This is a genomic window from Pedobacter sandarakinus, from assembly GCF_026240095.1.
In the GTDB taxonomy this organism is placed as follows: domain Bacteria; phylum Bacteroidota; class Bacteroidia; order Sphingobacteriales; family Sphingobacteriaceae; genus Pedobacter; species Pedobacter sandarakinus.
Genome location: NZ_JAPIVG010000007.1, coordinates 15525 through 35635 on the forward strand (window position 1 = coordinate 15525; position 20111 = coordinate 35635).

Sequence of the window (20111 nt, forward strand, 5' to 3'; positions counted from 1 at the left end):
GGGAGGAAATAAGAAATGAGAAAGTCAAAACCAAAAAAGAGAATTATTCTTCCTGATCCAAAATTTAATGATGTTCAGGTAACTCGTTTTGTAAATAATATGATGTACGATGGAAAAAAATCTATCGCTTATACTATTTTTTATGATGCTGTTGAACTAGCTGAGAAAAAAGCTGGCGAGAATGGTTTAGAGATATTTAAACGTGCTTTAACTAACATCATGCCGGCTGTAGAGGTTAAATCTCGTCGTGTTGGTGGAGCTAACTTCCAGGTTCCGACCGAGGTTAGACCTGAGCGTAAAACAGCTTTAGGTATGAAATGGTTAATTTTATATGCTCGCCGTCGTGGTGAAAAAACGATGAAAGAGAAATTAGCTGGTGAGATGGTAGCTGCTGCAAAAGGTGAAGGTGCTGCTGTTAAAAAGAAAGAAGATACGCATAAGATGGCAGAAGCTAATAAAGCGTTCTCTCACTTTAGATTCTAAGATAAAATTGAAAATTGAATGATGGAATGATTGAATGTTGAATCTTGTTTAGGCAGGTTCTTTCATTCAATCATTTTCTCATTCATTCATTAATAAAAAAAATGGCAAGAGATTTAAAATTTACAAGAAATATCGGAATCGCAGCTCACATTGATGCAGGTAAAACTACAACAACAGAGCGTATCCTTTATTATGCTGGTGTTAGTCATAAAATTGGTGAGGTGCACGAAGGTGCTGCAACAATGGACTGGATGGCGCAAGAGCAAGAGCGTGGTATTACCATTACCTCTGCTGCTACAACAGTTAACTGGAACTACAGAGGAAATAAATACCACATTAACATTATCGATACTCCGGGACACGTGGATTTTACCGTAGAGGTAAACCGTTCTTTACGTGTATTAGATGGTTTAGTGTTCTTGTTTTCTGCAGTTGATGGTGTTGAACCTCAATCGGAAACTAACTGGCGTTTAGCTAACAACTATAATGTTGCTCGTATTGGTTTCGTTAATAAAATGGACCGTTCTGGAGCCGACTTCTTAAAAGTTGTTAAGCAAGTTAAAGATATGTTAGGTTCTAATGCAGTTCCATTGCAATTACCTATTGGTGCAGAAGATAACTTTACTGGTGTTGTTGATTTGATTAACAACCGTGGTATTGTTTGGAACGAGCATGATAAAGGAATGACCTTTACTGAAGTGCCAATTCCTGATGATATGCTGGATGAGGTTGCAGAATGGAGAGAAAAATTACTAGAATCAGTTGCGGATTATGATGAAACTTTGATGGAGAAATTCTTCGAAGACCCGAATTCTATTACTGAGCGTGAAATTTTAGATGCTTTACGTGCAGCTGTATTAGACGCTAAAATTGTACCTATGGTTTGTGGTTCATCTTTCAAAAATAAAGGTGTACAAACTATGCTTGATTACGTGATGGAATTGTTGCCTTCACCTTTAGATTCTGAAGGTGTTGTTGGTACAAATCCTAACACCGAGGCTGAAGTTTTATTAAAGCCATCGGAAAGCGAGCCTTTTGCTGCATTAGCTTTTAAAATTGCAACTGATCCATTTGTAGGTCGTTTGTGTTTCATTCGTGTATATTCTGGTAACTTAGAGGCTGGTTCTTACGTTTATAATACACGTTCGAATAATAAAGAACGTATTTCACGTATCTTCCAAATGCATGCCAATAAGCAAAATCCTGTTCCTAATGTTGGTGCTGGTGATATTGCGGCTGTAGTAGGCTTTAAAGATATTAAAACAGGTGATACGCTTTGCGATGAGAAAAATCCGATCGTTTTAGAATCAATGGTTTTCCCTGAGCCAGTTATCGGTTTAGCTATCGAGCCAAAAACTCAAGCTGACGTTGATAAATTGGGTATGGGCTTATCTAAATTAGCGGAAGAAGATCCTACTTTCAGGGTTCAAACAGACCAAGAAACTGGTCAGACTGTAATTTCTGGTATGGGTGAGCTTCACTTAGATATCTTAATTGACCGTTTAAAACGTGAATTTAAGGTAGAAGTAAATCAAGGAGCACCACAAGTTGCATACAAAGAAGCAATTTTTGGTACTGCTGAACACCGTGAAGTATACAAAAAACAATCAGGTGGTCGTGGTAAATTTGCTGATATCAAAGTGGTAATCTCTCCAATTGATGCAGATTTCGAAAAAGGCGGTTTACAGTTTGTTAACGAAATTGTTGGTGGTTCAATTCCTCGTGAATTTATCCCTTCAGTGGAGAAAGGTTTTGCATCTGCAATGACCAATGGTGTTTTAGCAGGTTATCCACTTCCTGATATGAAAGTTCGTTTGATTGATGGATCATTCCACGCAGTCGATTCAGATGCTTTATCATTCGAGCTTGCTGCTCGTATGGCATATCGCGAAGCATTACCAAAATGTAGACCATCACTGATGGAACCAATCATGAAAATCGAAATCTTAACTCCTGAAGAAAACATGGGTGATGTAATCGGTGACATGAACCGTCGTCGTGGTCAATTACAAGGTATGGATACTCGTAATGGATCTCAAGTAATTAAAGCATTAGTTCCACTTTCAGAGATGTTCGGTTACGTAACACAATTACGTACCATCACATCAGGCCGTGCAACTTCTACAATGGAATTCGATCACTACGAGCCAGCACCTAAAAATGTTCAAGACGAAGTAATTGCTAAATCTAAAGGTAGAGTAAAATCTGAAGATTAGTATCCAAATAGTCAGTATCAAGTATCAAGATGAAATAAAGCCTTGATACTTGGTACTTAAAGATAAATCCGACCGCTTGTTATTAATAGCTCTAACAGGTAGTCATAATTAAAAACAAAATGAGCCAAAGAATCAGAATTAAGTTAAAATCTTACGATTATAACTTGGTAGATAAATCTGCTGAGAAAATCGTTAAAACTGTTAAGCCTACGGGTGCAGTTGTAAGTGGTCCGATTCCACTTCCTACAGAGAAAAAAATCTTTACTGTTTTACGTTCTCCACACGTAAACAAAAAGGCTAGAGAACAATTTCAGTTATGCGCTTACAAACGCTTATTGGATATTTACAGCTCTAACTCTAAAACAGTTGATGCTTTAATGAAACTTGAATTGCCTAGCGGTGTTGAAGTAGAAATCAAAGTTTAATTGATTTAAAATGAATTGGAAAGGTCTTGATGCACATCAAGGCCTTTTTTGTTGCCTAAAAAGTCAAACAAAAGTATTATTGCAGGGTTTTAAAAGTATGAAAAAGCCCAATACAAAAGATGCTAACCTACCGGTTGAAGGTCAGGATTTTGCAAATCCAGATGAGCTTAAAAGCCATCCCTCATCCCATGGAGAAGTAGCCAATCAAAAAGGAGGAGATTTTTCAGATTTGGAAAAGACGAGAATGGAACATCCACCTGAAGAAAGAGATACCAATGGTTCAAGCGAGAGTGATGTGGATACGCCAAAAAATGATCAGGAACAAAGTAAGGGGACAAGCTAGATTCGAATATATAAACATAAATGCGGCAGCTAAGTAAAATTTAATTTGTTTAAACTTTATTAAAGCTTGGCATGTTGTATTTAAAATAAATTACGGAGATGAGCACAAGTAAGAAAACAGACGGGACGGAACAACCAGATAACGTGCAACTTGGTACGGATCAGCATATTGAATGGGACAATGGAGAGGTTACCTATGGGCATAGTGTGGTGAAGCCTGAGTTTAAACGCAAAAACAGCCCTAGCGCTGAACATTTGAAGCAAGCGAATGAGGAAGGTAAAAAGGATGTTAATAAGGAATTAAAAAATGTGAATCTGGCAGAAGGTGAAGATCCTGGTAGTAGAAAGAAAGATGATAACAAGGGTGTTGGGGGTAAATATATTTAGCACTCGTAAAATGAATGTTATTACTAGGTAGCCCCGAACAATGTTTGTTAGTGAGATGATCCAATAGCTGTGTTAATGTTATAAATATCTCACCGGTTTAATGGATTCTCTTCCGTTTCGTCGGTTACACATAGTTACGTGAATTAATAGGTCCTGTTAACAATCACCCCTGAATCTATGAGCAATTAGTTCCCCGATCTTTCTATATTAGGATTTAGTTGTTTGATGATGCTTTAACTGAGATAAGGATTTCTCTACAACTAGTTTTTCGTACTACCTTTACTGTTGTCCGGATTACTTTCTCTCTCGTCCTCAAAATCCTTCGAAGCGCTTCCAGTTTTGCTTGCCGCACTTTCCAGTGTACCTTCCTTACCTACGCTTGCCATACTATCATCGCTAAGCGAATCTTTACCTTGCGTTCCGGCATTGTCATAACCATCTCGTGCTTCACTATTACCAGCAATTAACTCACTAGGTTCTTTCCCAAAAGCAGTTACTTCGTTAACCTCATTTGTCTTTTCGTAGTCTTTTTGAAGATCTGATTTTTGTTCGGCTTCACCTGATCCCACATATCCCTCGATGTGGCTATCTTTTCTATAAGCATTCGTTTTCATATGGTATCTTTTCTATAGACTAACACTTTCCTGTTGCATTTGGTTTTGCAATTCGCGGTAAAGGGAAAGTGAAATATTTTTCTACACCCTGAAAAACCCATTTTTCCTTTTGCTAACTTGTGCCAAATTTAGCGGCAAAATAATGGAGTGGAAGTATTTACTATCGAATAAAAGATTCGGACAGGAAAGTTGGACAGGTGATAAGGATAAAGCCCGATCTGATTTCCAGCGAGATTACGATCGGCTCATATTCTCCTCTCCCTTTAGAAGGCTCCAAAATAAAACACAGGTTTTCCCTCTTCCAGGGAGCGTTTTTGTACATAATCGATTAACTCACAGCTTGGAGGTTGCAAGCGTAGCCCGTTCTATGGCAAGTATTTTCATCAATCGAGTAGAAGAACAAACCCCAGCACTTCTAGAAAAAGTGCCTTTGCTTAACGAGGTTGGGAATATTGTGGCAGCTGCATCTTTAGCACATGATCTTGGAAACCCGGCATTTGGACACTCCGGCGAAGCCGCGATATCTCGCTATTTCACTGATGGTGATGGAAGAGTTTATCAAAAGGAAATGAACGAGATGCAATGGCATGACTTAATCAACTTTGAAGGAAATGCAAATGCCTTGAGAATTTTAACGCACCCATTAAAAGGAAAAGGTAATGATGCATATGCGCTAACTTATTCTACGCTTGCCTCTATTGCCAAATATCCGTGTGCATCAATTGCAGGGAAGCAGAAGGGTTTATTGCACCGCAAAAAGTATGGCTTCTTCCAATCGGAAGCTGATACCTTTCAACTAATTGCAAAGGAATTAAAGCTAGCTAAAGAAGACAACGAATATTTAATCTACAAAAGACATCCATTAGTTTATTTAGTAGAAGCGGCAGATGATATTTGCTATAGTATAATTGATCTGGAAGATGCACATAGATTGAAAATATTATCTTACGAAGAGGTAAAAGGTTTTTTGCTACCGCTTGCAAATTCAAAAACAATAGAAGATAGATTGAAACACGACTATGAAGATGATGATGCAAAGATTGGTCTCTTGCGTGCCAAAGCAATTAACACATTAACCAATATCTGTGCAGGAATATTTTTCGAGGCACAAGCGGAACTGCTGAACGGAACACTCAACTTTAGCTTAACAGATCTTCTACCCGAACCATATTTAACAGCTTGGAAAGAAATTGAAAAAGTTTCAGTAGATCGGATTTACAATTATACATCGGTAATACAGAAAGAGGTTGCTGGATATAAAATTATGGCCGGATTATTAGAAGAATTCGTTCCCGCACTTATTAATAACAATACGCACTATTACAAAAAGCTTGTAAAGCTCATTCCAAAGCAGTACCATACGGATCGTTCGGACATCTATTCAAGGACTCAAAGCGTGCTGGATTTTGTATCAGGAATGACCGACTTATATGCAGTAGATTTATACAGAAATATTAAAGGCATTTCATTTCCGTCAGAAACATAATGATAATAGTGCCTTTTTGGCCTCTTTTCTATCGCTTTATATCACTTAAAAACGGTGATAAAGTGGTTGTTTGTGTAAACTTTTTATTTTCCTTGAAAATTCAATTGGTTAATAATCAATAAAATATACAATTATGAGTAGTTTAAATTAGTCATTTCGTGTAAAGCTACTAATGAGGGGTGTACTAATTATTAGATTTGAGAGTTAAGGCGTGTTCATTCGCGTTCTAAATTAAACAACTTAGTCTTGTCCCTATTCATGAAAAAACTTTTACTACTTGCAATGCTCTGCATGGGCCTTACCTTTACTATTAAAGCACAGGCCCCTCAACAATTTAATTATCAAGGAGCTGCCAGAAGCGCAAACGGAACGCCACTGGCTAACAAATCAATATCCCTCAGGATAAGTATACTTGATGGTTCTGCTACCGGTACCGCACAATACACCGAGGTAAGAACCGTAACTACAAACGCTTACGGTCTTTATTCAATTGTTATAGGTGCCACAGGATCAACATCATCTACAGGTTCTATTGGCGCAGTAACCTGGGCTACAGGACTAAAGTTTGCAAAGGTGGAAATCGATCCAGATAATGGTTCAAATTTTTCTCTTGCTGGAACGGCTCAGTTGTTAAGTGTACCGTATGCACTGTATTCTGCAAGTGGCCCAATAGGCCCGAAAGGTGATGCCGGCGCAACGGGTCCTGCTGGTCCTCAAGGTGTACCTGGCCCTGCCGGTGCGCAAGGTGTACAAGGGGTGAAAGGAGATACCGGGCCTGCCGGACCATCAACTGGTGCTGCTTCTGGCGATCTAACCGGTAGCTATCCTAATCCAACTATTGCGAATCTGCAAGGCAAAACTTTAACTGCTTCAGCGCCATTAAATAACCAGGTGTTATTGTTTGATGGAACTGCTTGGAAGCCAGTAACCCTTGATGTTAGTCAGGTTGCGGGTGGAAAGGCGCTTTCATCTACAGATTTACAATTAAGTACAAATGGATCTAGCGCATTGCTCAAGGATGTAACAATCGACATAAAACCTGCAGCTGTTACCTCTGCTAAACTTGCAGATGGAGCAGTTATTACGCCAAAACTTGCAGATGCATCAGTAACTACACTAAAACTTGCAGACGCTGCTGTTACATCAGTTAAAATTGGCAATAAAGAAGTTAAAAATAATAATATTGATGATTCGGCAGTAAACACGCTACAGTTGGCAGATGGCTCGGTAACAACACCAAAGCTTGCCGATGCAGCAGTTACTACTCAAAAGATAGCAGATGCTGCTGTTACATCAGTTAAGATTGGTAATAAGGAGGTAAAGAATACCAACATTGATGATTCGGCAGTAAATACCTTGCAACTAGCTGATGGATCGGTTACAACACCGAAGCTTGCAGATGCTGCCGTTACCAACCTAAAAATTGCTGATGCTTCTGTTACCATCGATAAAATGGCAACACAGGGAGCCGCAGATGCAAATAAGATTTATGTTACTAATGCCACCACGGGTAAGCCAGAACTGGTAAACATCAGCGCAATCAGCAACGCGAATAGTTGGGCACTTCGTGGAAATACTGGCGGAATCGATCAAACAAATAACTTCCTGGGAAATACAGATGATGTTGCCATAAACTTTCTCGTGAATGGGCAGAAGTCTGGCCGCTTAGGCAATTCGAGCGAGAATAATGTTTCTTATGGCTATAAAACCATCACCTCGAATGTCTCGGGATTTTACAATAGTGCTTTTGGAAGAGAATCTTTGTCTTTAAATATCTCTGGATATGAAAATAGTGCATTTGGATTTATGACCTTGCAACGCAGCTTTAGTGGAATTAACAACAGTGCTTTTGGTTCTCAGTCTTTAAGTGTTAACACTGTTGGCTCTAACAATAGTGCTATAGGTACTCACACGCTTATGGCTAATGCAACGGGTAATGCCAATACCGCAATTGGTAGTTTGGCTTTAGAGGCGAACAATGGTAACAACAATACCGCGATTGGTTTCTCCGCTGGAAACAAGGTGATAGGGAGTGGAAACGTTTTTTTGGGTAGCAATGCAGGAAGTACCCTAACCAATACGAGTAATGCTCTCGTGGTAGCAAATTCTAATACTACCCTACCGCTATTATCTGGTGTTATGGCAACAGATGGAGGTTCTCTTACGGTGAACAATGCTTCCGCAGCTATCAGCACTTCTTATGCGCCTGCAAATACAAGTACTTTAAACCTTAACGGATCATTTGCTGCAAGCATCCTCAGCTTCACCACGGCAGGTACAATTACACTGGATGCTACACACTATACCATTAGAGTTAAAAATACGGGGTTGGCAGTAAATATCAGCTTGCCTGCTGCCGCAGCGTGTAAGGGTAGAATTTATATTATTGTTAAGGCGCTATCATCTGGTAACATCACATTAAGTAGCCCAATTACGCTAAATGATGACACCACTACTTCAACAATCACTGGTGCAAAAACTTACACTATTCAAAGTGATGGTGCGGCATGGATAGTTTTAAACTAAGCTTATGAGAAAGATCCAATTCCTGTTTCTCTGCGCCCTGCTGGTTTTTGCCGCAAGAGAAACTAAGGCTCAAACTTTGCCATCAACGTTAAATGCTGCAAGCAATTACGGAAACATCAACAATCAGCTTTATGATTTCAGTATAGGTGAAATGATTTTAGTGCAGACTTTTCAAAGTCCGAATGTGGTGCTTACGCAGGGTTTTTTGCAACCTTTTTTAATGGTTCAAAATACTACTGACGTAACAATTGTAAACAATATCCTTACCCCAAATGCCGATGGTAAGAATGATTTTTTTGTAGTGAAAGGTTTGGAAAATCATCCCAAAAATAAACTAACAATTTTTGATAGGGGTGGAAGAACGCTGTTTATTACAGAGAATTACCAGAATAACTGGGATGGATATTTCAACGGCAACCCGTTAATAGAAGATACTTACTACTATATGCTTGATTTAGGAGTTGATGGTACCGTTAAAGGGTTTATATCGGTTTTACATAAAAAATAACAAAGCAGAGATGATGAAGATTTACTTAATGGGGCTGTTGTTATTGGCAATAAGTCCGGTTTTCGGGCAGCTTAACCCAATGGGTGGTGTATATTACCAGAATCAGTTCTTAGCCAATCCTGCTATGGCTGGTTTAGAAAATGAGCTAAAACTAAATGGTGCTTTCAAGGCGCAGTGGGTTGGGATAGAGGGATCACCCAAAACCCAATACCTCACTGCCGATTATGGCCTATCAAATAATAAGGTAGGCTTAGGTTTCCTGGTTTACAATGAAGGGGCAGGGGTAATAAACAGAACCCGGGCAACAGTAACCTATGCCTATCATTTACCCTTAAACAATGAAACCAGTTACCTTGATTTTGGAATCTCGGCCGGAATCATGAACGAATGGATCGATTTCGGAAAGGCAAAGGGAGATCTGACTGACGATGTATTGAATAGTTTCAACGACAGAAAATTATATCTGGATGGCGATTTCGGATTAGCCTATCGAGATGAGAAGCTAACCATACAAGGTTCACTACCCAATTTAAAGCGCTTTTTTAAACGAGATCAAATCCGCAATGTCGTAGATCGATCAATCTATTTTATTGCCGCAGGTTACAAATTTACGTCGACAGATTTATTTAGTACGGTTGAGCCTAAGTTAGTTTACCGTGGAGTGCAGAATTACGATGGAATTTTCGATGCAGGTGTAAACTTACAGTTTCTAGAAGATAAATTGATGCTAAGCGGGATATATCACAGCACCAATAGCGTAACACTTGGATTTGGGGCAAACTATAAACAACAGTTTTCAATCTTATTTCAATACACCACCAATACCTCACAGATGCAAAATTACAGCAATGGCGACTTCGAGGTGGGATTACGTTACAACCTTAAAACCTTTTAGATAAGGACAGCCCATTTCTGCACACCCGAGTTGCTTAAAGTTGGATTACTTTAGCTGCTAGAGGTATCGGAGATGGGCTTTCTCTTCTACCTTCCGCGAGAATCATCCCACTTATTTCGTTCATCTTGGAGCTCCCTCGCAAGCTTCATTTCTTTATCTTTAGCTTTCACTTTGTGTGCCTGAAATTCATCGGCTACTTCCTGGTAAAGTTGCGTTCGGTATGTTGCTTCTTTTCGGTATCTGCCAGATTGAAGAATAACAACTGCTAAACCTGCGCTGAGTATAATTATTAAGGCCCAGACAATGGTATTGTAAGTACCTTTATTGAATGCAATGCCTAAGAAATTTATTTCGTTCACAGATGCCGTTGCGGTAGATAATGCATTCTCTTTTCCGCTAACCTCGCCCTTTAGGCTAGATATATTTTGACCTTGTGCCTTTATTTCCTCGTTCGCGGTACGCAGTTGCAAACGCTCTTTCTTTAATGTATCGGTAACGCTTTTCCAAAGTGCAGTTAGCCTTGATGGATTAATCAGCCTTGCACCATACAAACTCTTAGATTTCCTCAACATGAATTGATATTGGCCGTTCAATGATGGATCAGTATTTTTTGAAGTGTCTTGCGGCGCTTGGCTATAAGCAACATTGAACAATAGTAATGCCCCTATAAACAAAAGGGTAGGTTTAAGTTTCTGCATGGTTTAAAATATCGGTGTTATATTGTAAAACTACATTTTTATACAATTCTTGCGCTAAAAAAAAATTCAATTTTGGCTTTTGTATCAAAATGGTCTTTTGTAATTTATAAAATAACACTTTTATGTCTGTTTTATTATAATTTTATTTCTGATAGATTACATTTGCCGTATGCAAATAGGAATAATTGGGCTGGGAGATATGGGTAAATTATACGCTTTATCCTTTATAAATGCCGGCTATGAAGTATGTGGGGCAGATATGCCAATGCGGTTTGCCGAGCTTAAAAATGAACTTGAGCCTAAAGGAATCGTTGTTTTATTAGACGGGCATGAGGTTGCCCGCAAATCTGACTTTATTATCTATTGCGTGGAAGCCGAAAAAATTGATGAAGTGGTAGCAACGTTTGCCCATTCCACTAAATTCGGAGCAATTGTCGCTGGCCAAACGTCAGTTAAGCATCCCGAAATTGAAGCATTTGAGAAGCATTTACCTAAGGATACACAAATTGTTACCTGCCATTCCCTGCATGGGCCAGCTTTTAGTCCAGAGGGACAAACCCTGGTGGTGGTTCGTCACCGCGCTTCCGATGAGGTTTATGCCAAGGCGCTTGATGTATATCGATCCCTAAAGTCAAACATCATCGAAATGAGCGACTATCGAGAGCATGACAGGATTGTTGCTGATACGCAAGCGGTAACACACATGGGTTTCGAAAGCATGGGCTCTGCATGGAAAAACGCTGGCTTCTTCCCCTGGGATAACCCAGCATATGCAGGTGGAATCGATAACGTTAAAATCTTAACCACCCTTCGGATTTTTAGCTACAAATCTCACATCTATGCCGGATTGGCCATTCTAAACCCTTATGCTCAAAAGCAAGTAAAATATTATGCCCAGGCAGAGTCTGAGTTATATAAGTTGATGATTTGTGAAAATGAAAAGGAATTTCGGGCAAAAATCTTTGCTGCCAGAGACTTTGTTTTTCACGAGAGCAGAACACTTCTACTACTGGATGATAAGATTATGAAAGAGTTCAGTCTTTCTGATGCACACCACAACCAGAAACCAAACTCCCACCTTAGTTTGCTTAGTATGGTTTATGCTTGGTATAAAATGGGTGTAAATCCTTATGATAATTTAATCTGCCAAACACCACCATTTAAATTGAGGTTGGGCATTGCCGAATATCTCTTTAAAAACGAGGAGATGTTGGAAGAATCTATTAATACGGCACTTTATGATAAGTCTATTCGAGGAGACGATTTGGAATTTCATACCGCAGTACACGAGTGGGCATCAATTATTGGTTATGGAGACCTAAAAGGCTATAAAGAACATTTCGAGGCTGCGAAATCTTTTTTTGCCAATAGATTAAGTGATGGCCGGGATCTGAGTGCAGAAATGATCAGAAGATTAGGGAAGTAGTCGAGTAATATCAATGTTTGCCAATTTAGTAGAGCTTACTGAAGTGTCAGCTGAAAAGATTCTCGATCTTCCACCATGTAATTTATCATGAACCGAAATCAAAGCCTTGATCTAAAGATAAACAACCAGTAAATCTAGATTATCCCCTTAATATATAGACTTTGTTTTATTGATAAAATCATTCGTTTAGCCAAAAGTAGTCGCTTATATTTGCCTGCATGTCGGTATTATTATTTACGATAATTGTGTTGCTGGGCTCTTTTTTAGCTGGTTTATTAGGGTCGTTAACAGGTTTAGGGGGTGGGGTAATCATTATACCTTTGCTTACGCTTGCACTTGGAGTCGATATTCATTATGCCATTGGCGCATCCATCGTATCTGTAATTGCAACGTCTTCTGGATCGGCGGCAGCCTATGTAAAAGAAGGAATAACTAATATTAGAATTGGAATGTTCCTCGAAATTGCAACAACTATTGGGGCCATTTGTGGCGCAGTTGCAGCCGTATATTTGAATGCCAACTACATAGCCATTATCTTTGGATGTATTTTAATTTTCTCGGCAGCGATGACCTTGAAGAAAAAAGTCGATCACTCTACCCAGGATCGGAATGACAGATGGGCTAAATTTTTTAGACTTAATGGTTCATATCCTGATAAAGGAATAACACACAACTACGCAGTAAAACATGTGCCTGGTGGGTTTTTAATGATGTTATTTGCGGGTACGCTATCTGGTCTTTTAGGCATTGGCAGTGGCGCACTCAAAGTAATCGCTATGGATAATATCATGCGTTTGCCCTTCAAGGTTTCAACAACTACCAGTAATTTTATGATGGGCGTTACCGCGGCGGCGAGTGCCATTGTCTACTTGCACCGTGGGCAAATCGATCCGGGAATAGCGATGCCCGTATGTATTGGCGTCTTAATAGGTGCTACAGTTGGTTCAAAAGTGCTACTTAAAGCTAAAACAGATAAGTTAAAGATTGTATTTGCTATAGTGGTAACTTTCTTAGCATTACAGATGATTTATAAAGGCATAACTGGTTTGTAAATGAAAGCAAAAATAAACGATAAGGATATTCAGGTTGTGCTAGGTACACTGCTCCGTGCTGGTGTAATCATTTCGATGAGCATCGTATTGATCGGTGGAGTTGTATACTTAGTGCACCATCAGGGTGTTATAACAGATTACCGCGTATTCAAGCCCGAACTTGCTAAGTTTTCATCTATTAACGCAATATTCAGCGGACTAACATCCTTCCATGGTGATGCTATCGTACAATTTGGTATTTTAATGCTCATATTTACGCCTGTAGCACGTATTATCATGGCAATAATTAGCTTTTTTATTGAGAAAGATTATCTCTATGTACTCATTGGTTTTATCATTTTAGCCATCTTAACCATTAGTTTAAACGGAGGTTTAGCTCACTAACAAATGTTTCCAAGTTAATTCCCATCGTATCAGCAATTTATTTGAAAAAATATTTCGCTAACTATTTGAAAATTAATAATTCTTGTCTATCTTTGCCGTCCCTTTCGGGGGATGTACAACCACCTTGAACGAAGCCCTACTGCTTCGATGGGTGTTAAAAAGAAAAGATAAAATGTCAGGAATTATTGGAAAAAAAGTAGGAATGACCAGTATCTTTGATGCCGAAGGAAGAAACATTCCTTGTACGGTAATCGAGGCTGGGCCTTGTGTAGTTACACAAGTAAAGACCGAAGAAAAAGACGGGTATTCATCAATCCAATTGGGTTATGATGAGAAAAAAGAGAAAAACACAACTCAACCGTTAAAAGGCCATTTCGCGAAAGCAAACACAACTCCGAAACGCAAGCTGGTAGAATTTGATTCATTTACAACTTCACTTAATTTAGGTGATGTGGTAACTGTTGATGCATTCGCAGAAGGCGATTTTGTTGATGTTGTAGGTACCTCAAAAGGTAAAGGTTTTCAAGGTGTTGTAAAACGCCACGGATTTGCCGGTGTTGGTATGCAGACTCACGGTCAGCATAACCGTTTACGTGCCCCAGGTTCATTGGGAGCGTCATCATTCCCATCACGTGTATTCAAAGGAATGCGCATGGCAGGAAGAACAGGTGGAGACAGAGTAAAAATTCAAAACTTACAGGTTTTGAAAGTTTATGCTGATCAAAACTTATTAGTAGTTAGTGGTTCCATTCCAGGAGCTAAAGGTTCTTACGTAATCTTAGACAAGTAATCAGATGGAAGTTAAAGTATTAAACATTTCAGGTAAAGAAACAGGTGCCAAGGTGCAACTTCCTGAATCGGTATTTGGTATCGAGCCTAACGACCACGCGATTTATTTAGATGTTAAGCAGTATTTGGCTAACCAACGTCAAGGTACGCACAAATCTAAACAGCGTAATGAGATTGCAGGTTCTACCCGTAAACTATACAAGCAAAAAGGTACAGGTGGTGCAAGAGCTGGTAGCATTAAATCTCCGTTATTCAACGGTGGTGGTCGTGTTTTCGGTCCTCAACCACGTGATTATAGCTTTAAATTGAACAAGAAATTAAAATCATTAGCACGTAAATCTGCTTTAGCGTATAAAGCAAAAGATAACAACGTGGTAATTTTGGAAGATTTCAACTTCGAAACTGCTAAAACAAAAAACTATACAAGTTTATTGGCTGCATTAAATGTGGGTACACAAAAAACTTTATTGGTTTTACCTGCACAAAATAAAAATATCTATTTATCAAGCAGAAACGTTCAGAAAACTAAAGTAATCTCAGCATCAGATTTAAACACTTATGATGTGTTAAACGCTGGCGTACTTGTGTTAACTGCAGATTCTGTTAAAACTTTGGAGGAGGCATTTGCCAAGTAATATGGAAATTTTAAAAAAACCAATATTAACCGAAAAAGCTTCAGCTTTAACTGAGAAATCTAACCGTTTCACATTTAGCGTTAACCATAAGGCTAACAAAATCCAAATTAAAGCAGCAATCGAGAAATTGTACGGCGTAACAATCGTTGCAGTTAACACAATGGTTGTTGATGGAAAAGCTAAGTCTCGTTACACTAAAGCAGGTTTTGTATCTGGCCGTAGCCCGAAATACAAAAAAGCAATCGTAACGTTAAAAGACGGCGAAACAATAGATTATTACGCAACCCTTTAATTTAATAATTAATTATAACTATGGGCTTAAGAAAATTTAAACCAGTTACTCCAGGTACCCGCTTTAGAGTTGGTGCTAGTTTTGCGGAGATTACAGCAACCAAGCCCGAAAAATCATTGGTTGTATCATCAAAAAAGTCTGGTGGACGTAACAATACAGGTAAAATGACAATGCGCTACATGGGCGGTGGTCATAAAAAATCTTACCGTTTGATTGATTTCAAACGTGATAAGTTTGATATTCCTGCAACAGTAGCTACTGTTGAGTACGATCCAAACCGTACTGCCCGCATCGCATTATTACATTATGCAGATGGCGAGAAGCGTTATATCATTGCTCCTGAAGGATTGCAAGTTGGTTCGGTAATATTATCGGGCGACAATGCAGCACCAGAAGTAGGTAACACTTTAAAATTATCGAACATTCCATTAGGTTCTATTATCCACAACGTGGAAATTCACCCTGGAAAAGGAGCACAATTAGCTCGTAGTGCAGGTGCTTACGCACAATTAGCTGCCCGCGATGGTAAATATGCTACCTTGAAAATGCCTTCAGGCGAAACCCGTTTAATCTTGACAACTTGTCTGGCTACTATCGGTGCTGTTTCTAACTCAGATCATGCAAATGAAGTATTAGGTAAAGCTGGTCGTAAACGTTGGTTGGGCCGTCGTCCGAGAACTAGACCGGTAGCGATGAACCCAGTAGATCACCCAATGGGTGGTGGTGAAGGTAGATCATCAGGTGGTCACCCACGTTCAAGAAATGGCGTTTTAGCTAAAGGCTACAAAACCAGAGAACTTAAAAAATATTCTAATCGTTACATCATAGAGAGAAGGAAGAAATAATGGCTCGTTCGATAAAAAAAGGACCTTATATTGACCATAACGTAGAGAAAAAAGTAAACTCTATGAATGATTCAGGCAAAAAGTCTGTAATCAAAACTTGGTCTCGTAGATCAATGATTTCACCAGATTTCGTTAATCATACATTTGCTGTACACAACGGTAACAAATTTATCCCTGTGTACGTTACAGAAAACATGGTTGGTCACAAGTTGGGAGAATTTGCTCCAACCAGAACATTCAGAGGACACGCTGAAAAGAAAAAATAATTAGACAATGGAAGCAGTAGCAAAATTAAACAATTGTCCAACCTCACCGCGTAAGATGCGTTTGGTTGTAGATCTTATCAGAGGTGAACGTGTAGAGAAAGCATTAAGCATTTTAAAGTTTACCAACAAAGAAGCAGCAATAAGAGTTGAGAAATTATTATTATCTGCTATCAAAAACTGGGAATCTAAAAATGAAGGTGCTCGCCCTGAAGAAAGTCAACTTTTTGTTAAAACAATTATGGTTGATGGTGGCCGTCAGTTAAAACGCTTACGTCCAGCGCCTCAAGGCCGTGGATATAGAATTCGTAAACGTTCTAACCACGTAACGCTGATTGTAGATAGTAAAAATACAGAAACAACTCAAAACTAATTTTAGGAAATGGGACAAAAAGCAAATCCAATAGGTAACAGGTTAGGTATCATCAAAGGATGGGATTCTAACTGGTTCGGTGGCAACAACTACTCCGATAAATTAGTTGAAGATGAGAAAATAAGAAAATACCTTTCTGCTCGTATTGCTAAAGGTGGTGTTGCTAAAGTGGTTATCGAGCGTACATTGAAACGCATTACTGTAACCATTCACACAGCCCGTCCAGGTATTGTAATCGGTAAAGCAGGTGCTGAGGTTGATAAAATTAAAGAAGAGTTAAAGAAATTAACTAAGAAGGAAATTCAAATTAACATCTTCGAAATTAAACGCCCAGAACTTGATGCACAATTAGTTGCAGAAGGTGTTGCAAAACAATTAGAAGCAAGGATCTCATTCCGTAGAGCAATGAAATCTTCTATCGCATCAACAATGCGTATGGGTGCTGAAGGTATTAAAATCATGACTTCTGGTCGTTTAGGTGGTGCTGAAATGGCACGTACTGAGCAGTACAAAGAGGGAAGAGTGCCTTTGCATACATTCCGTGCTGATATCGACTATGCTTTAGCTGAAGCTTTAACCACTTATGGTAAAATCGGCGTAAAAGTGTGGATCTGTAAAGGTGAGGTTTATGGAAAACGTGATTTGTCTCCAAACATTGGCTCGACAAACAACGGTCCAAAAGGCCAATCAGAGAAACCAGCATTTGGTGGAAGAGATAACAGAGGTGGTGGAAGAGATAACCGTGGTGGTAACGACAGACGTGGTGGAAACCAAGGCGGTGGTCGTGGTCCGGGCCAAGGTGGTGCAAACAGAGGTGGTGGCGCAGGCGCTAACAGAGGTCCTCGTAAATAATTGATTTATTAACATCGTTTAACGATTAGAACAAAATAAAATGTTACAGCCAAAAAGAACGAAGTTCAGGAAGATGCAAAAAGGCAGAATGAAGGGTTTAGCTTCTCGTGGAGCTGAATTAGCATTCGGATCTTTCGGTATCAAATCTTTAGAAGCAACTTGGATTACAAGTCGCCAGATAGAGGCTGCCCGTATCGCGGTTACACGTTTCATGAAACGTGAAGGCCAAGTATGGATCAGGATTTTCCCGGACAAACCAGTAACTAAAAAACCTGCTGAGGTACGTATGGGTAAAGGTAAAGGTGCTCCTGAGTATTGGGTAGCAGTTGTAAGACCTGGACGCGTAATTTTCGAAGCTGAAGGTGTGCCTTTAGAAGTAGCTAAAGAAGCATTACGTTTAGCAGCTCAGAAATTACCAATCCAAACCAAATTCGTAGTGCGTAGAGATTACGTAGAAGCATAGTAAAGTGTTGAGGTGAATGTTGTAAATACTTGTTTATTATAACCGCTACACTCAACGTAAAAGAAAAACAAAATGAAAAATTCAGAAATCACAGGGCTTTCAAAAGAAGAATTAGTAGCTAAGATTGCGGAAGAAAAAGAGAACTTATCGAAATTGAAGTTCGCTCACACTATTTCAGCTATCGAAAATCCTTCACGTATTGCAAAAGTAAGGAAAGACATAGCCCGTTTAAACACTGAGTTGACTAAAGTGAAAAACACGGAGTCAGCTACTGAAACTAATTAATTTGAAAGTCGACATGGAAAGACAATTAAGAAAAACAAGAACGGGATTGGTTGTAAGCAACAAGATGGATAAATCTGTTGTAGTGAGCGTGGAACGTAAAGTAAAACACCCGATTTATGGTAAGTTCGTTAAGAAAACTACCAAATTTATGGCTCACGACGAGAAGAATGAATGTGGTATCGGTGATACTGTATTGATAATGGAAACTCGTCCTTTGAGTAAAAACAAGAACTGGAGATTGGTACAAATTTTAGAAAGAGCTAAATAAGATGGTACAACAGGAATCGAGATTAAACGTTGCTGATAACAGCGGCGCAAAAGAAGTATTGGTAATTCGCGTGCTAGGTGGAACCGGCAAACGTTATGCTTCAATTGGTGATAAAATAGTTGTTACCGTAAAAAGCGCATTACCGTCAGGTAATATTAAAAAAGGTACAGTTTCTAAAGCAGTTGTTGTAAGAACTAAAAAAGAAATTCGTCGTAAAGATGGTTCTTATATCCGTTTTGACGATAATGCTGCTGTATTATTGAACGCACAGGATGAGCCAAGAGGTACACGTATCTTTGGCCCGGTTGCGAGAGAACTACGTGAAAAACAATTCATGAAAATTGTATCATTAGCACCGGAGGTATTATAAAATGGGAAACAAAGTAAATACACCATCGAAACTTAAAATCCGCACAGGAGATTTAGTTAAAGTAATTGCTGGCGATTCAAAAGGTCAACAAGGAAAAGTACTTTCAGTACAAATAGATAAAAACAGAGCCATTGTAGAAGGCATTAACTTAGTATCTAAACATACTAAACCAAATGCTGCAAATCCGAACGGTGGTATTATTAAAAAAGAAGCTGCTCTTCACATTTCTAACTTGATGTTGGTTGATCCAAAATCTGGTAAAACCACACGCGTTGGTCGTAAACTAAACGCTGATGGTAAAATCGTTAGAGTTGCTAAAATTTCAGGGGAGGAAATTAAATAATGGCTACACCTAGATTAAAAAGCAAATACAAAGAAGAAGTTGTAAATGCGTTAAAAGAAAAATTTCAGTATAAAACTGTAATGCAGGTTCCTAAATTGGAGAAAATCTGTATCAACCAGGGTGTAGGTCGTTTTTCTGTTACTGATAAAAAGATTATGGATACGACAATCGTTGAATTGTCTACCATTACTGGACAACAAGCGGTTCAGGCACAATCTAAAAAAGATATCTCTAACTTTAAATTACGTAAAGGTATGCCAGTTGGTGTACGCGTAACATTACGTGATAACAATATGTACGAGTTCTTAGATCGTTTGATCTCTGTAGCTTTGCCACGTATTCGTGATTTCAAAGGTATTAACGATAAAGGTTTCGATGGAAGAGGTAACTACACATTAGGTGTTACTGAACAAATCATCTTTCCTGAGATTAATATAGATAAAATCAATAAAATTTTAGGGATGGATATAACTTTCGTAACTTCGGCAAAATCTGACGTTGAAGCGCTTGAGTTATTGAAACAATTCGGATTACCATTTAAAAATCAAAAAACAGCAGAATAATGGCAAAAGAAGGTGTAAAAGCACGCGAAGTTAAGCGCCAAAAATTGGTAGCTAGATACGCTGAAAAACGTGCAGCATTAAAAGCTGCGGGAGATTTCGAAGGTTTAGATAAATTACCTAAAAACTCATCTCCAGTACGTTTACACAACCGTTGTAAATTAACTGGCCGCCCACGTGGATATATGCGTACCTTTGGTATTTCAAGGGTAACTTTCCGCCAAATGGCGCTAGACGGTAAAATACCGGGTGTTAAGAAAGCATCTTGGTAATATAGCTTAAAGCTGAAAGTTCAAAGATTAAAGCGAATTAATGTCGCTTTAATCTTTGT

At 38.9% G+C, this 20111-nt stretch carries 28 protein-coding genes; 26 read left to right on the plus strand and 2 right to left on the minus strand.

Translation table 11 applies throughout. The features are described from left to right. The first annotated feature begins 15 nt into the window (after positions 1-15). The 5 genes from rpsG to OQ268_RS16550 all read left to right on the plus strand — a co-directional run bounded on the left by rpsG (position 16) and on the right by OQ268_RS16550 (position 3853). Positions 16-483, plus strand: coding sequence for a 30S ribosomal protein S7 (rpsG, locus tag OQ268_RS16530; protein WP_265857776.1), 468 nt, complete (start codon positions 16-18; stop codon positions 481-483). A 101-nt stretch (positions 484-584) separates the two neighbouring features. Next, positions 585-2699, plus strand: a complete 2115-nt coding sequence (fusA, locus tag OQ268_RS16535) for an elongation factor G (protein ID WP_265857777.1) — start codon at positions 585-587, stop codon at positions 2697-2699. A gap of 119 nt (positions 2700-2818) precedes the next feature. Further along, positions 2819-3124, plus strand: a complete 306-nt coding sequence (gene rpsJ, locus OQ268_RS16540) for a 30S ribosomal protein S10 (RefSeq protein WP_008244591.1) — start codon at positions 2819-2821, stop codon at positions 3122-3124. Between the two features lie 97 nt (positions 3125-3221). Beyond that, on the plus strand, positions 3222-3467 hold the full coding sequence (locus OQ268_RS16545; protein WP_265857779.1) for a hypothetical protein: 246 nt from the start codon (positions 3222-3224) through the stop codon (positions 3465-3467). Between the two features lie 98 nt (positions 3468-3565). Next, entirely contained in the window at positions 3566-3853 is a 288-nt protein-coding gene (locus OQ268_RS16550) for a hypothetical protein (RefSeq protein ID WP_265857780.1), read from the plus strand. Between the two features lie 260 nt (positions 3854-4113). On the opposite strand, the gene OQ268_RS16555 is transcribed toward OQ268_RS16550, so the two are convergent. Then, positions 4114-4467, minus strand: coding sequence for a hypothetical protein (locus OQ268_RS16555; RefSeq protein WP_265857782.1), 354 nt, complete (start codon positions 4465-4467; stop codon positions 4114-4116). A 142-nt stretch (positions 4468-4609) separates the two neighbouring features. On the opposite strand from OQ268_RS16555, the gene dgt reads away from it, so the two are divergent. The 4 genes from dgt (at position 4610) to OQ268_RS16575 (ending at position 9882) form a co-directional block, all read left to right on the plus strand. Continuing rightward, the gene (gene dgt, locus OQ268_RS16560) at positions 4610-5953 is read left to right on the plus strand and encodes a dGTP triphosphohydrolase (protein WP_265857784.1); all 1344 of its coding nucleotides are present in this window, start codon (positions 4610-4612) and stop codon (positions 5951-5953) included. 258 nt (positions 5954-6211) lie between these two features. Continuing rightward, positions 6212-8479, plus strand: a complete 2268-nt coding sequence (locus OQ268_RS16565; RefSeq protein ID WP_265857786.1) for a hypothetical protein — start codon at positions 6212-6214, stop codon at positions 8477-8479. Between the two features lie 4 nt (positions 8480-8483). Then, entirely contained in the window at positions 8484-8987 is a 504-nt protein-coding gene (locus OQ268_RS16570) for a gliding motility-associated C-terminal domain-containing protein (RefSeq protein ID WP_265857788.1), read from the plus strand. 10 nt (positions 8988-8997) lie between these two features. After that, positions 8998-9882: a PorP/SprF family type IX secretion system membrane protein gene (locus OQ268_RS16575; RefSeq protein WP_265857790.1), complete on the plus strand. Its 885-nt coding sequence runs from the start codon at positions 8998-9000 to the stop codon at positions 9880-9882. Between the two features lie 86 nt (positions 9883-9968). Here the strand turns inward: OQ268_RS16575 and OQ268_RS16580 are convergent, their stop codons facing one another. Further along, complete coding sequence (locus OQ268_RS16580; protein WP_265857792.1) at positions 9969-10580, minus strand: hypothetical protein; 612 nt, start codon at positions 10578-10580, stop codon at positions 9969-9971. 169 nt (positions 10581-10749) lie between these two features. On the opposite strand from OQ268_RS16580, the gene OQ268_RS16585 reads away from it, so the two are divergent. The 17 genes from OQ268_RS16585 (at position 10750) to rpsN (ending at position 20052) form a co-directional block, all read left to right on the plus strand. Then, a complete protein-coding gene (locus tag OQ268_RS16585) occupies positions 10750-12006 on the plus strand; it encodes a prephenate dehydrogenase (protein ID WP_265857794.1) in 1257 nt (418 codons plus the stop codon). 218 nt (positions 12007-12224) lie between these two features. Continuing rightward, positions 12225-13058, plus strand: coding sequence for a sulfite exporter TauE/SafE family protein (locus tag OQ268_RS16590; protein WP_265857795.1), 834 nt, complete (start codon positions 12225-12227; stop codon positions 13056-13058). Then, positions 13059-13442: a DUF1634 domain-containing protein gene (locus tag OQ268_RS16595; protein WP_265857797.1), complete on the plus strand. Its 384-nt coding sequence runs from the start codon at positions 13059-13061 to the stop codon at positions 13440-13442. Between the two features lie 172 nt (positions 13443-13614). After that, positions 13615-14232: a 50S ribosomal protein L3 gene (gene rplC, locus OQ268_RS16600; RefSeq protein WP_265857800.1), complete on the plus strand. Its 618-nt coding sequence runs from the start codon at positions 13615-13617 to the stop codon at positions 14230-14232. 4 nt (positions 14233-14236) lie between these two features. Then, complete coding sequence (gene rplD, locus OQ268_RS16605) at positions 14237-14866, plus strand: 50S ribosomal protein L4 (RefSeq protein ID WP_265857802.1); 630 nt, start codon at positions 14237-14239, stop codon at positions 14864-14866. Between the two features lies 1 nt (position 14867). After that, complete coding sequence (rplW, locus tag OQ268_RS16610) at positions 14868-15158, plus strand: 50S ribosomal protein L23 (protein WP_025145221.1); 291 nt, start codon at positions 14868-14870, stop codon at positions 15156-15158. 20 nt (positions 15159-15178) lie between these two features. Next, complete coding sequence (rplB, locus tag OQ268_RS16615; protein ID WP_265857804.1) at positions 15179-16003, plus strand: 50S ribosomal protein L2; 825 nt, start codon at positions 15179-15181, stop codon at positions 16001-16003. Continuing rightward, positions 16003-16269: a 30S ribosomal protein S19 gene (rpsS, locus tag OQ268_RS16620; RefSeq protein ID WP_010599906.1), complete on the plus strand. Its 267-nt coding sequence runs from the start codon at positions 16003-16005 to the stop codon at positions 16267-16269. The genes rplB and rpsS overlap by 1 nt, the downstream gene beginning before the upstream one ends. Positions 16270-16276: 7 nt before the next feature. Continuing rightward, the gene (gene rplV / locus OQ268_RS16625; RefSeq protein WP_265857806.1) at positions 16277-16639 is read left to right on the plus strand and encodes a 50S ribosomal protein L22; all 363 of its coding nucleotides are present in this window, start codon (positions 16277-16279) and stop codon (positions 16637-16639) included. Positions 16640-16648: 9 nt separating this feature from the next. Then, positions 16649-17491 (plus strand): 30S ribosomal protein S3, encoded by an 843-nt coding sequence (gene rpsC, locus OQ268_RS16630; protein ID WP_265857808.1) that lies wholly within the window; start codon positions 16649-16651, stop codon positions 17489-17491. A 40-nt stretch (positions 17492-17531) separates the two neighbouring features. Then, a complete protein-coding gene (gene rplP / locus OQ268_RS16635; RefSeq protein ID WP_010599903.1) occupies positions 17532-17954 on the plus strand; it encodes a 50S ribosomal protein L16 in 423 nt (140 codons plus the stop codon). Between the two features lie 72 nt (positions 17955-18026). Then, positions 18027-18239, plus strand: coding sequence for a 50S ribosomal protein L29 (gene rpmC, locus OQ268_RS16640; RefSeq protein ID WP_055910078.1), 213 nt, complete (start codon positions 18027-18029; stop codon positions 18237-18239). Between the two features lie 13 nt (positions 18240-18252). After that, positions 18253-18507, plus strand: coding sequence for a 30S ribosomal protein S17 (rpsQ, locus tag OQ268_RS16645; RefSeq protein WP_010599901.1), 255 nt, complete (start codon positions 18253-18255; stop codon positions 18505-18507). 1 nt (position 18508) lies between these two features. Then, positions 18509-18877 (plus strand): 50S ribosomal protein L14, encoded by a 369-nt coding sequence (gene rplN / locus OQ268_RS16650; RefSeq protein WP_008244575.1) that lies wholly within the window; start codon positions 18509-18511, stop codon positions 18875-18877. 1 nt (position 18878) lies between these two features. Then, on the plus strand, positions 18879-19220 hold the full coding sequence (gene rplX, locus OQ268_RS16655) for a 50S ribosomal protein L24 (RefSeq protein ID WP_265857816.1): 342 nt from the start codon (positions 18879-18881) through the stop codon (positions 19218-19220). Then, the gene (gene rplE / locus OQ268_RS16660) at positions 19217-19783 is read left to right on the plus strand and encodes a 50S ribosomal protein L5 (protein ID WP_323670600.1); all 567 of its coding nucleotides are present in this window, start codon (positions 19217-19219) and stop codon (positions 19781-19783) included. The genes rplX and rplE overlap by 4 nt, the downstream gene beginning before the upstream one ends. Continuing rightward, positions 19783-20052, plus strand: a complete 270-nt coding sequence (gene rpsN, locus OQ268_RS16665) for a 30S ribosomal protein S14 (protein ID WP_010599897.1) — start codon at positions 19783-19785, stop codon at positions 20050-20052. The genes rplE and rpsN overlap by 1 nt, the downstream gene beginning before the upstream one ends. Positions 20053-20111: the final 59 nt, after the last annotated feature.